This is a genomic window from Sporosarcina sp. D27 (assembly GCF_000586555.1).
Classification (GTDB): domain Bacteria; phylum Bacillota; class Bacilli; order Bacillales_A; family Planococcaceae; genus Sporosarcina.
On the sequence record NZ_AZUC01000059.1, the window covers coordinates 106,416 to 120,389 of the forward strand.

Here is a 13,974-nt window from a genome sequence, read left to right on the forward strand (position 1 = left end):
ACTAGATTCAGACCGATTTGTAAATGTTTGGTGGAGATAATCTACAAAAAAATTATTGAAAGACAGAATAACCAGGAGATGAACTAATTGGTAACGAAGAAAAGTAGTAAATTAAAATGGTTGTGGATTTCGCTTCTCATCGTATTTCTATTGGTTGCGAGTATCGGAATTTACTTATTCACAGTTTATAGCTCTATCAAATCTACGGTTAATGAAACGAGCCATGAACCTGTAGAAGCGATTGATACCGAAGTGACAAAGAAGAAATTGGAGAATCGAGAATCATTGAATGTATTATTGCTTGGAGTTGACGAACGCGAAGGCGACCGCGGACGATCTGATACGATGATTGTCATGACATTGGATGCATCGCATTCTAGAATGCAAATGGTTAGTATACCGCGAGACAGTCGTACTGAAATTATCGGCAAAGGCGTAGAGGATAAAATTAACCATGCTTACGCTTTTGGAGGTAGTGAGATGTCTGTCGCTACTGTAGAAAACTTTTTAGATGTTGACTTGGATTACTACGTGCGAATGAATATGGAAGGATTGGAACAGCTAGTCGATGCAGTTGGTGGGATTACAGTAAATAACGCATTAGAGTTTAGTCAGGATGGGCATACATTCACTAAAGGTACGAATACGCTAGATGGAAAACAAGCGCTCAGCTATGTACGGATGCGCAAAAAGGACCCAGAAGGTGATGTGGGACGTAATGAAAGACAACGTCAAGTCATTCAAGGTGTACTTGAGAGTGGTGCAAGTTTGACGTCTGTGACAAAGATCCATAAATTGATAGATATTCTTGGGGAAAACATGGTAACGAATATGCAGTTTGCCGATATGCAGAATTTAATGACGAACTATAGAAATGTGAGCGCTAACACGACATCTTACCAAATGACAGGTCAGGGGAAATTCATTAATAATATTTGGTATTTGATGGTACCCGATGATGAGTTATCAAAAACGAAGGATATGATTACCGAATATGGTGGCTAACGATTTAAATGTGCAGTAAGAAAATTTTTTATCGTACCATTCAGGAACTGAACTGACAACTTGGAATTCGTTTTTAAAGTAGCCTTCTAGTCAATCAACTGACTAGAAGGCTATTTTTATTCCTTGTATTTTAAAATTTCGATCGATTTTGCTAAAAAGTACTCAAAGTGTTTAATAGTGATAGAGCTTTTTATCGCCCTATTCTAATAATACGTTGGTGAGATTCTCGTGTTAGTATAAACATTCATGTTTGTTTTCGCATACCTTTTAAACATAATAAATATTGGTACAAAAATTTTCTGGTTGTTTTAACATTCCCGTTTGTTTGGTGAATAGGCATTTACTACCCCTTTAATCTAAGTATTCTGAATCATTTATAAAATATTCCTCTTTATCTAGTCGCCATGTGGTATATTGCTATTATCAACTGGTATATACCAGTTATATATGCCAGTTGATGACTAGAAAATAATTACAAAACTAAAAGGGGGAATGGAGCTTGAAAAAGAGTAAAAAGTCTATGGCAAGTTTGGCTGTTGCTTTACTCATGTTGGTAAGTACGATTGCTGGGTCTATCGGTTTGTCTGGAGTCCAAGTGGTGCACGCTGCTGAACAGACAGCTGAAATGAAACCGTATACAATTTACCCGAATCCACATGAGATTACGTATAGTGGACAGCAATTCGAAGTGAGCGATTCAGTTAACGTTGTTTATGAAACACAAGTAGATCAGTATACGAAAAATCGAGTGGAAGAACTGTTGAACTCGAAAGACCTCACTATCACAGAGTCTGCAGAAATCGTTGCAGATCGAACGAACTTTTTGGTCGGAATTCACCAATCAGGTGAGACTGTCGACAGCTATTTTAAGGACAACCAGTTGACGGACGATACAATCTTGGCGAAGCTCGATGCAAATATTGTCTCCGTTCAAGATAATGTCATTGCCGTACTAGGAAAAGATATCGATTCTGCTTTCTACGGAGTTACTACGGTTAAGCATATTTTTAAGCAAATGCAGAACCGTTCGATTGAAGAATTAAACATTAAAGATTACGCAGATGTTAAAGGTAGAGGATTTATCGAAGGGTATTACGGTGAACCGTGGTCAAATGAAGACCGTGCGGACCTCATGACTTTTGGCGGCGACTTTAAAATGAATTCATATATTTATGCGCCAAAAGATGATCCTAAACACAATGGTAAATGGAGAGAATTATATACACAAGACGAGTTAGTGAAAATCAGTAGACTTGCTGAGGCAGGAAATGCAAGTAAGACGCGATTTGTATATACTCTGCATCCATTTATGAATAATGCGATTCGATTTAATACAGAAGAAAATTACCAACACGATTTAGCGATTATAAAAGAAAAGTTTACGCAATTAATGGATTCGGGAGTGAGGAAGTTCGGTATTTTAGCAGATGACGCTGGCGTTCCTCCTCAAGGAGCGGAAACTTACGTACGATTAATGACGGATCTAACGAATTGGCTAGTGAAAAAACAAGCTGATTACGACGGTCTCGTCACTGATATGATTTTCTGTCCGAATGATTATATGGGATGGGGAGAAAGCGGACAAATTCAGACACTAAGAGATTTGCCGAAGTCTGTGAGCGTGATCCAAACAGGTGGTAAGGTTTGGGGAGAAGTATCGAATAATTTTACTTCAACGTTCACTAAAAATGCTGGAAGAGGGCCATTTCTTTGGATTAACTGGCCGTGTACGGATAACTCTAAACAGCACTTAATCATGGGTGGGCATGAGACATTCCTTCAGCCTAATGTGAATCCAGAAAACATTGAAGGCATCGTGCTCAATCCAATGCAACAAGCGGAGCCAAGTAAAATAGCGATTTTTGCGAATGCAGATTATGCTTGGAACATATGGGATAGTTCTGAACAAGCAGACCAAAACTGGAATGACGCTTTTGCTTATGTGGACCACGCCAACAATAATGAAACAGAGGCATCGAATGCGTTGAAAGAGCTGTCGAAACATATGATCAACCAAAACATGGACGGTCGTGTAGCGAAACTAGAAGAGTCGGTTGAATTAGCTCCGAAGTTGAATGCTTTTAAAACAGCACTTGGAAAAGAACCAATCACAGGTCAAGCAACAGAGCTGATTACAGAATTTGAAACTATTTTGTATGCGGCACAGACATATAAAGAGAACCCAGGGAATGCAAGAACACGTGATCAAATCATTTACTGGTTAGATAGTGCGATCGATACAGCGAATGCTGCGATTTCATTATTGGAAGCAGAAATTGCGCATGAAGCAGGGGACAAGCCTGCAGTATGGGAGAAATACAGCCAAGGGCAGGCTGCATTTGATGCTTCAAAAAATCACCCGTTCAGCTATATTGACCACTATCAATATGCAGAAGTAGGCGTACAACATATCGTGCCATTTGTGAAGACACTACTGAACGATGTGTCATCGAAAGTGCAATCCATTGTGAATCCAGACTTGAACAGTGTACGTGTCATTACAAATCGTACGGACACACCAACTGGAGATTTGAAAAACCTTTTAGACAACAATACGAATACGGATGTTGTCTATAAAACACCGAGTGCTATCACGGTCGGAACGTATATTGGTGTACTTTATGAAAAGCCGTTTACATTGGATTCAGCTCGCTTTGAACTGGGGAGAGTTGGAAATAATAACGATACATTTAACGCAAGTAAGTTGCAGGTGACAGTAGACGGGACAACATGGACTGACGTCGATGGACAAGTGTTTGGTCATGTCACGCAAGCTGCTGTCGAAAACTTGAATTTAAAGGTCAAAGGTGTTCGTTTAATTGCAACAGAAAATCGTGAAGGAACTTGGTTTGGAATTAAAGATATTGTCATTAATGAACAACAAGATGAAGTCGAAGAGTTGGAAACAAAGTTGATGGTACCAGACCATTTCAAACTCTATCAAGGAACTGAAGCGAATCTATTTGATGGAAATGACACGACGTTTGCTTGGTACAATCCTTCAGGTACAGTGAAAGATACGTCAGTTGTTGGCGATTATATTGGTGTGGATTTATTGAAAGTAAGAGATATTGGGAAGGTATCATTTGCTATCGGTAGAGATAATGTAGATAAGTGGACAGACTATCAGTTGGAGTACTCGACAGACAATGTAACGTATACAAAGTTCAAAGAGTATAAAGGGAAAGCTTCAGGAATGGATAAAATCGAAGAAGATTTAACAGGTATAGAAGCGCGATATGTACGTGTTAAAAATCTCAAAAACGTTCCTGTTTGGCTGAAGTTTAGTGAAATCAAAGTAGAGTCTGCGAAATCGAATTCTGAGTTTACGTATACAAACAATGAATCTTACAAAGGAATTCCTTCTCAGCATTCCCTAGAAAACACGAGTTTGAATCAAACAGCGGGCATTACACTTCAACCAGAAGAGTATATTGGTGTGAAATTAGAACGCATTAAGGAATTGGATGTTGTAAATGCGTCTGAAACGAGCGGCAAACTTACACTGCAGGCTTCTGCGAATTCAGTGGAATGGTCAACGCCGCAAGAAGGAACAATTGCACGTTATGTAAAATTTATTAACAATACGAATGAAGCAATTACTTTCAACTTGGACGAATTCAATGTTTCATCGAAAGAAATCCACGGTCCAGAATTTGTAGAAACAACAATGGGCATTGCGCCAAACTGGTCGGAAAATGACTCTAGAAAGAAGAATACGCTCCTGAATTTGTTTGATAAAAAGCTTGGAACGAAGACAATTTTCGCGGACTACCAAAGAAAAGGTGAATACATCACCTATTCGGTAGGTGAACCAAGAGTCTTTAACAGTCTTCGAATCTACAATGATGAAAATGATAGTAACTATATTCGAGACGCGGTTATACAATTGTCGATGGATAACAAAACATGGACGGATATCGCAACATTGGGCGATGGTCAAGATAATATGGCAGGAGGAAAACCGGATTATTCAGACAAGATTAAAGATGGCTACACCCATGATTCTGTAAATCCTGGGAATTACTATTTTGGGAACGAAAAGATTGGCGGCATTGAAGCGAAATATATTCGAATTCTCTACACAGCCAATTATCCAGCGCGATTTGCGCATATCAATGAAATCTTGATTAATGGCGGGGAGTTTGTGAAGACAGAGAATAACCCAACATTTGCAACAGATCCAATTGAAGAAGAAGGATTTGGTCCGGGGCAGTTATTTGATGGTGATTTGACAACAGCGTTCAAGCCTAACATGACCGACCGAACTGATGGGTCTTTGATATATCGTTTATCAGAAAAGACAGATGCGACAGCAATTACAATCGTGCAAGGCTCGAAAAATATTTCCAATGCTACCGTAAGTGCTAGAGTCGGTGAGGACGAATGGGTGAGACTTGGGACTTTGGATAGCAGTCTCAATACCTTCTATAATTCATCGTATGACAATATTTTTGAAATTAAATTGTCTTGGGAAGATGTCCAGCCGCTTATCTACGAAATGAATATTTCAACTAACAAAGACTTGGTTGAGAAAGTTGATAAAACAGCACTTGCTTCGACCATCGCGGAAGCGGAGAAGAAAGAGCAGGCGGACTATACTGCGGAAAGCTGGAAAGTGTTTAGTGAAACATTGCTAGTAGCGCAAGAAGTGAATAAGAAAACAACAGGAACTCAATCAGAAGTGGATCAAGCGACAACTAACCTAAGGGCAGCATTGGACAATTTAGTAGTCAATCTTGTGACTCTTGAATTAGAGGTTGAAAACGCAACAATCACAGCTGGAGAAGAGTTGGATTTACGCTCTCTGATTACAATTGCTTTAGATTCTAAAGGTAACGATGCGACTCAATTCGTCGTTATCGAAGCAGATGGTTTTGATAATAACACACCTGGCACTTACGAAGTTACGTTTACGTTGGCGGAAGACAAAGTAGAAACAGTAGTGAAAACTGCAACTGTCACTGTAGAAAAAGTACAACCCCAACCTATTACTGAAATAGCGGATCTCTATGTGCTAGTTGCTCAATACAAAGAGTCGGATGATATTTTAGATAAGAAAGTAGTCAAAGACTTAGAAAAGCAGATAGGTAAAATCGAGAAGGAAGATAACAAAGACAAAGACAAAGACAAAGACAAAGACAAAGACAAAGACAAAGACAAAGACAAAGATAAAGACAAAGATAAACAAAAGAAGGAAGAGGAGAAACGAAATAAGAATGTCATTAAGGAATTAAATAAATTCAAATCTCTGTTGGACAAGCAATTGAGAAAGAAACAAATTACTGATGTTGCTCATCAAGGACTTACTAAAGGTGCGGATGTACTAATTGAAAAGCGGTTAGAAGAATAAAGGGAAATATTTGTGATTCATACGCTGTATACTGGATCTATGCTAAACACAATTGAGGAGGTAAAATCCCTATCTAGCTGATAAATCATTGCTAGATAGGGATTTTTTTGATTGTCGGATTTTTACATAGCGATTAAGCAGTGAGATAGTACTTACCTGTGTTCATACTTAATGGACTAATAACATCTTATTAATGTGATTTTAAGAAAGATTATTGGTTGAGTAAATGACAATTAAAAACACGTCACTTCACATGAAATAGGTGGAATTGTGTTACCATATACAAATATAATAAATACATAGAGTTGAACAAATTCCTCGGAAAACAATGAGATTTTTGGATGTACGAGCCATAGGAGGATAGGGTTAATCCTATCCTCTTATCGAGACTTAATTACATTGTTGATACTGAATCTATCAAGAATAGGAGGAGGAAACTTGCAAAAACATTTAAACGATAAGGGCAAAGTTCTGTCGGCTATTCTAGTGGTTGCAGTGGTTATTCTATTAGTGGAATTAGTTATGCCAAATAAGAACGATGAGGCTGCGTCCACTCTACATAAAAATTCTTTAGAAACATTGCCGGTTTCATTTGAACCAATGGAAGGTTTTGAGGAATCCCCATTAAGGCACTCCATTATTTTAAAGGAAAGAGCAGATAAGGAGGTTACTAGAAAGCAAGCAGTTGCCAAGCAAAATGAAATCGATCAACAGGAGAAATCGATTTATTTAACATTTGACGACGGTCCGTCTGCTGTTTCGGATCAGTTGCTAGACATCTTGGATGACTATCAAATGAAAGCCACGTTCTTCATGATCGGACCAAATATAAAGGAGCACTCCAAGTCAGTAGTCCGCATGAAGAAGGAAGGCTTTGGTCTCGGCTTACATGGGATAACTCATGAAGCAGGAAAAATCTACAGCAGTCCGTCTGCTCCAGTAGATGAAATGTCCGAGGATCGGGACATTCTCGAGAACGTGACGGGAGTCCGATCCAATCTTATCCGACTTCCTTACGGGAGCATCCCGTATTTAACCGAAGATATGCGGTATTTATTGGACAAAAGCGATTTCAAGGTGTGGGATTGGAATGTGGATAGTCGTGACTGGGAACTAAAAGATAGACGGTATGTTCAACATACAAAGCAGGAAATCGATCGCTATATGCAAGCGGGGGTTACACCTGTCGTGTTGCTGCATGATAAGCCCCATACTATTGAATACTTGCCCGAGCTACTATCTTACATTAAGAAGCAAGGGTATCAAACGAAAGTACTAACCAATGAACAGCCACCCGTAACATTTCAATGTGAAGGTCGCTGTCATTCAATCAGCTAATTCACTGATTGAATCGAGGAGGGATTTAAGTTGAAACGAGTAGTTTTTCTTGTCATGCTCTTAGGTTTGTTTACTTTGTTGTCTGGTTGTCAATCTGATCATAAGCAAGCCGCCGAAATACATGAGAAAATGGAGGAGTCGGCATCCATCGAAGAGAAATTCGTGGAGAACCAAAAGGACTTAGATGTAAATAGAAAAAGGGTACAAGAGATTTACCATGATGTACTAAGCCTTGACAGTAATGACACTGACGCCATCAAACAAAGGGTGGGGGATCACGAAATATCCATGGAAAAAAAGAAGTTGAACGAGGCTGAAGAAAACTTCCAAACTGCTTATAGTAAACTGATGTCCATTGATGAAAACATTGAGCTGATTAAAGATGCTGACCAAAAGAAGCAAGCAACGAAGCTCATGACACTCATGAACAATCGGAAAAAGCTGATGGAGAACTTTTTTGACACCTATCGAGATCAATTGAACTCACAAACTACATTCTTTGGAAATCTTGAACAAGGAAAATTTGAGCTGAATACACTTGAAGATGAGATCGATGCCATAAACGAAGATAGTATACATATGTCTGAGGTTGTTGAACAATTTAATCAGGTTACCGAGCAGTATAATAAGGTAATGAATGATTATTATAAGATGGCTGATATAAGTTAGGCTGATTATCAAATTCCTTGATGTCGATTACTGAATTCGCATGCTACTTTACAAAAAATCACTTGCGTTGCAGTAATTTAAACCCGATAGTAACAAATCACTCAAAAATAAAATCAAAACAAAAAGTCCTTTATAATGGTAAGTACAGGTAGTTCCTATCCAAATCCAAAACAGAGGACTATAAAATTATATGAAAAACTTTGTTTGAAGAAGAGGTGAACGTACATCGTCTAAACTCTACACAAAGATGCTGTACATGTCTCCATTTTAGAAATATCCTCCATTTGACAATCACTAGACTTCTGATAATATATTACGTGCTGTAAAAAAATGCCCATAGCTATATTGTTAACCTGATATTATTACTGAAGGAGTTGAGCTGATATGACATGGGCTTTGGCTAGTTCGATATTGATAGGATTTGTTTTCAAAATGTTAATGAGTCCTCCAAGTGCAGTTGTGGCATGGGGGTTAAGTAAATTTGCACTACATCCACAACTTGATACAAAAGATGTTACGATAACGTTTAACGGAAAGCATTTAGAAGGAGAAGAAAAAAATAGGTTTACGGACTATTTCAATAAATCTAACTTCTTGAAAAAACACGATATATTTCCAGGCAATGAAAAGTTATTTCTCCATCCAGTGACTAATGTTACTCCATTTGTCATCAACGTAAAAAATAGAAAAAAAGAGATTAATTTCTTTGTTTATAGTTCCGACAATCAAGTTGATGTAGTCAAACAATACAAGGAGAAAGTTTCTTCTTATAGTCTTAGTTCTGACTATCTACAAAAATTCACTATGTAAACTAAGGGATTCAATTAGCATAAATTCAATAAAAGAAAAAGCATGATATCTATTGCAGGATCCTTTGTTTTGGAGTTGGATAGGTTAATACCGCGAGCCCATAATAAAGGATTTTTTGTGTAAACTGATAGTTATAGAATTTTGGTTTTCGGAAATTACTTACTTTAACGCTACGCTGGTTACTTTAAATGTATAAAAGAGTACCACTGTCTGATAATGAATCATCAGGCAGTGGTACTCTTTTATTTTCCAATTATATGATGAACGAGCGACTAGACGAAACCTAATAGGGATCAACCCTCATAAATAGTAACCAGTTATCAAGGGGGAATTAGCAAATGGAAACAAGGATGGTGATTAGAATAAACACGTAACGCTCAAAACGGTTTGCAGGAATCGTTCTGTGTAAAAAGGGTTTCCAAGAATGTTGCAGTCCAAGAAGAGAGAAAGAAAACCAAAATCGAACAATTAATCCTTTGTCCACAAGCCACCAACTGCTTGTCCAAAAACGATCAATGCCCCGGAAATTAGGAAGTGTGCTTGCAATGTCCTGCGGTTTCAATCCGGGGTATTTAACAATGCCAACTCAAATGTTTTAAACAATAAAGGCTTTGCAAGAGAGCAATAAGACATTTGATATCTCCTATTCTAAAGAATCAATTGACTATTCTAATATATTTCAATTATACTGAATTTAAGTGCCACTTCAATATTGGGGTGAAATTAAAGAGGGAGATGGAAAAATGATTATTAACAAGATGATTTCAACAGTGGATATGCATGTATCAGGTGAACCTTTACGAATTATTACAGATGGTTTTCCAGAAATTAAAGGAAACACGCAATTAGAACGTAGAGAGTATTGCATGGAACATTTAGATGAGTTTAGAAAAGTGCTCATGTATGAACCAAGAGGCCATCATGGCATGTACGGCTGTATTATTACACCGCCCGCAAAAGAAGATTCGGACTTTGGTGTTCTGTTTATGCATAACGAGGGTTGGAGCACAATGTGCGGTCATGGAATTATCGCAGTTGTCACGATGGGAATCGAAACAGGACGGTTTGAGGTTACTGAAGAGCGACCTAGATTTGTAATTGATAGTCCAGCTGGCGAAGTAATCGCATATGCCAATGTGGAAGGGAATCGAGTGAAATCAGTTTCGTTTGAAAACGTTCCTTCATTCGTTTTAGAAAAGTCGATTGAAATGACAATAGAAGGCAAGGACTTAGTCGCAGATATCGCTTTCGGTGGTGCATTCTATGTAGTTATGGATTCGAATCAATTAGACTTCAAAGTATCCAAGAAGGATCTTCCACAATTACAAAAGTGGGGCACGAAAATCAAGCATTATGTCGAGGCGAATTATAACGTGGTACATCCTGATGAGCCAGGACTAAAAGGGATCTATGGAGTAATTTATTCTGATTCACCTGTAAAAGAAGACTCAGATTTACGGAACGTAACCATTTTTGCAGATGAACAAATTGATCGTTCTCCTTGCGGTACAGGCACATCCGCTAGACTTGCAACTTTATATACTCATGGAAACATGAAGAATGGGGATTCCTTTATTCATGAGTGTATTACAGATGGTCAATTTAAAGGGGAAATTATCGGAGAAGAGACGATTGCTGGCATACCTGGGGTTGTCCCACAAGTTGAAGGAACTGCTTATATTACTGGTTTCCATCAGTTCGTAACGGACCCTAACGATGAATTGCCGACGGGCTTCTTATTGGAAGACAAGTGAGTTTGACGGGAAGGGGTTACTAAATGGGATGGTGGAAAAAACAGCATCTGTTTGTTCAAGTTGCAATTGGGGCGGTTGTAGGAATTGTGCTAGGACTCGTTCTGAAAGAGAATGTGAGCTATATAGCTCCTATAGGAGATATGTTTATTAGATTGCTTCAATGGCTCATCGCACCTTTAACCTTTTTGGTATTAATAGATGGAATAACGAATCTACCTAGTGTTAAGTCGTTACGATCGATAGGCGGCGTTACTATATTCTATTATATGGCTACTACTGTTATTGCTTCATCGATCGGCATAGGGGTTGCCTTAGTTATGAATCCAGGTAAAAATTCTGTAGGGATGCTGACAGACGGGGAAACGGTATCACCCGAAGAATTCAACTTCGTAGACAACCTGGTATCCTGGACGCCTAATAATCTATTTGGCAGTTTTGTTGAAATGAATATGTTGCAGATCATCATCGGCGCTATCATTATCGGGGTTGCTCTTCTAAGTCTGGGAGATAAGGCTAAAACAGTAAGGCTGTTCTTTCATGAAGGGGCAACCTTAATGCTGAAGGTCACGGATATGATTATGTTCCTTGCACCTCTTGGTGTACTGGCGCTTATAGCGAAATTAGTCGGAACGACAGACATGTCCATCATCTCTTCTGCATTGTACTATGTGCTCAGTGCTCTTATTGGGCTGGCAATATTATTGTTAATTGTCTATCCGACATTCATCGCGTTGTTCACGAAGTTTAAGCCATTGGAATTTTTACGTGCAATTAGCCCGGCATTGATGCTAGCTGCGGCAACGTCTTCTAGTAATGCCACTTTACCAGCTTCCATGAATGTTTCAAAGAAGCTGGGTGTGTCAGATAAGATTTATGGCTTCACGTTACCCTTAGGTGCGACCATTAATATGGATGGTTTGGCGGTAACATTTGGCGTCACTGCAATTTTTGCAGCGAATTTGTATGACATCCCTATAACTTTTGGCTTGTTAGTTCAGTTTGTTTTTCTCGGGCTGGCTCTTTCAATGGGGACAGCTGGAGCTAGAGGGGCAGACATCGTGATGATGGCCATATTGATGACATCCTTAGGGTTACCTATGGAAATTGTAGCAATATATGCAGCGGTCTCACCGTTAGTGGACGCAGGGAACACGACGAATAATATTGCAGGTGATTTAACAGGGACTGCTATTGTGCATTCTAGGTTTGGAGATAAAGTAGAAGAATTATAAAGAAATAGCCGATGAGATCACTTGGTCTCTTCGGCTATTATTGAAAATCATGAGAAACGCACAGGAAGACAACTTCTTCGTCAGTGTAGTTATACCAGTAATGTGTTTGGTTAGAATCGAACATGATCGATTCATGTTCATTTAGTTCGATTTTTTCATTATTAAGTAAGACGGTAAGTACACCTTTTAATACAAAGAGGAATTCTTGGCCGTTGTGTGTAAAGGCATTCCCTTCATTTTGACCGGGCTTCAAGTTAACAAGTAGGGGTTGGAAAGCATAGTCTTTCAATGAATGATGCAAACTTTTATACATGATATTATGATGGTTCAATTTTTCTGTTTCTGATGATGTGTCGTAACTACTCGTATTGTTTCCTTCATCAAAGAATATGGCGGGACTTACATTTAAAGCTAAAGAGAGCTTTTTTAAAGACTCCAACGTGGCATTACTCTTACCTCTTTCCAATTGCGAAAGAAAGCTGATTGAAAAGCCTGTTCTCTCTGCTACTTCTTTTAAAGTCATTTTGTTTTCTTTACGTATGTCACGAATTCTTTCACCAATGGGTTGATCCATCACAAACACGCTCCTCTGAAATTCTTTACCTATATAAGGTATATCACATTATCAAATACGATAAAAGAAAGGGTTGAACGTTTTGATCGTACTCGACGAAAAAACAATTCAAAGCATGTATAAAATGGATAAAGCAGTTGAAGATTTAAAACACCTCTTAAAAGCGAAAGTAGAGGAGCAAGTGGAAAATCCGCTTAGGACAGTTATTGAGTTTAAAAAACATGAGGCAAGTGTTTTGTATATGCCGAGTGCAGACTTGGATAAGGAATTGATGGCGATGAAAGCAGTCACGATTTTCCCTCAGAACAGGGAAACTGGAGGAAAAACTACTCAAGGTGTTACACTCGTGTCTGATGCAAAAACAGGCGAACATGTCTCACTCGTTAACGCATCCTATTTAACACGTTTAAGGACAGGGGCATTAAGTGCGATTGCAACTGATCTATATGCGTTGGAAAACGCAGAAGTTTTAACCTGTATTGGTACTGGCGGAATGGCTTTTGAACAAGCACTCGGTGTATTGGAAGTACGAGATATAAAGACGATTAATCTGGTGAATCGAACAAAATCGAATGCTGAAAAATTTAAAGAAAAATTAATAGAATTCGGCATCCCTACTTCGATAAACATCGAAGTAATACCAGAAGAACAAAAATCTGAAGTCGTTAAGCAATCACAAATCATTAATTGCTGCACTAGGTCCGAAACGCCTGTATTCAATGGCGGTGACATACAACCAGGCACCCATGTGAACGGAGTAGGCTCATACTTGCCTCATATGAGAGAAGTGGATCATGCATTCATATGCCGTGCAGACAAAGTTATAGTGGATGATTTCCACGGTGCCACTGAAGAAGCAGGAGAGTTAATTCATGCAAATGCTCAAAATGACTGGTCATTTGACGAAATTCATGGGGAATTAAAAGATGCTTATGTCGGTAATTTAACAGCTCGCGAAAACGAACACGAAATCACATTCTTCAAATGCGTCGGTGCCGCCTACTTTGACTTAGCTGTCGCTATCGGAGTTTATGAAACCGCAAGAGAACAAAAATTAGGTCAGTATGTAACCATCTGAACGATACGATGATGGTTCTTTTTTAGAGAGGTTACGTAGGAGCTTGTGCCCCATTAATGTGTGCTTGAAATTATCCAAAGGAATTCGGAAGCAGCTATCCCATTATTTAATATGATACTATCTCCTAGTAGTCACGTTGATTGAAGTGGAAGATGAAGACT

At 38.7% G+C, this 13,974-nt stretch carries 9 protein-coding genes; 8 read left to right on the plus strand and 1 reads right to left on the minus strand.

All coding sequences use genetic code 11. From position 1 onward, the window contains the following. The first annotated feature begins 87 nt into the window (after nucleotides 1–87). From N693_RS19450 to N693_RS0116310, 7 genes are all read left to right on the plus strand, one after another. The gene (locus N693_RS19450; RefSeq protein ID WP_156028952.1) at nucleotides 88–1,005 is read left to right on the plus strand and encodes an LCP family protein; all 918 of its coding nucleotides are present in this window, start codon (nucleotides 88–90) and stop codon (nucleotides 1,003–1,005) included. Between the two features lie 499 nt (nucleotides 1,006–1,504). Further along, entirely contained in the window at nucleotides 1,505–6,358 is a 4,854-nt protein-coding gene (locus tag N693_RS0116285; protein ID WP_025785892.1) for a beta-N-acetylglucosaminidase domain-containing protein, read from the plus strand. Between the two features lie 438 nt (nucleotides 6,359–6,796). Next, entirely contained in the window at nucleotides 6,797–7,696 is a 900-nt protein-coding gene (locus N693_RS0116290) for a polysaccharide deacetylase family protein (RefSeq protein WP_025785893.1), read from the plus strand. A gap of 30 nt (nucleotides 7,697–7,726) precedes the next feature. Then, nucleotides 7,727–8,365: a YkyA family protein gene (locus N693_RS0116295; RefSeq protein ID WP_025785894.1), complete on the plus strand. Its 639-nt coding sequence runs from the start codon at nucleotides 7,727–7,729 to the stop codon at nucleotides 8,363–8,365. A 384-nt stretch (nucleotides 8,366–8,749) separates the two neighbouring features. Beyond that, nucleotides 8,750–9,175 carry a YfmQ family protein gene (locus N693_RS0116300; RefSeq protein WP_025785895.1) on the plus strand — a complete coding sequence of 142 codons (426 nt, stop codon included), beginning with the start codon at nucleotides 8,750–8,752 and terminating at the stop codon, nucleotides 9,173–9,175. A 743-nt stretch (nucleotides 9,176–9,918) separates the two neighbouring features. Next, entirely contained in the window at nucleotides 9,919–10,929 is a 1,011-nt protein-coding gene (locus N693_RS0116305) for a proline racemase family protein (RefSeq protein ID WP_025785896.1), read from the plus strand. A 23-nt stretch (nucleotides 10,930–10,952) separates the two neighbouring features. Continuing rightward, nucleotides 10,953–12,161 (plus strand): dicarboxylate/amino acid:cation symporter, encoded by a 1,209-nt coding sequence (locus N693_RS0116310; protein WP_025785897.1) that lies wholly within the window; start codon nucleotides 10,953–10,955, stop codon nucleotides 12,159–12,161. A 37-nt stretch (nucleotides 12,162–12,198) separates the two neighbouring features. On the opposite strand, the gene N693_RS0116315 is transcribed toward N693_RS0116310, so the two are convergent. Further along, nucleotides 12,199–12,735: a helix-turn-helix domain-containing protein gene (locus N693_RS0116315; protein WP_025785898.1), complete on the minus strand. Its 537-nt coding sequence runs from the start codon at nucleotides 12,733–12,735 to the stop codon at nucleotides 12,199–12,201. Nucleotides 12,736–12,817: 82 nt separating this feature from the next. On the opposite strand from N693_RS0116315, the gene N693_RS0116320 reads away from it, so the two are divergent. Further along, nucleotides 12,818–13,813, plus strand: a complete 996-nt coding sequence (locus tag N693_RS0116320) for an ornithine cyclodeaminase family protein (protein ID WP_025785899.1) — start codon at nucleotides 12,818–12,820, stop codon at nucleotides 13,811–13,813. Nucleotides 13,814–13,974 lie beyond the last annotated feature (161 nt).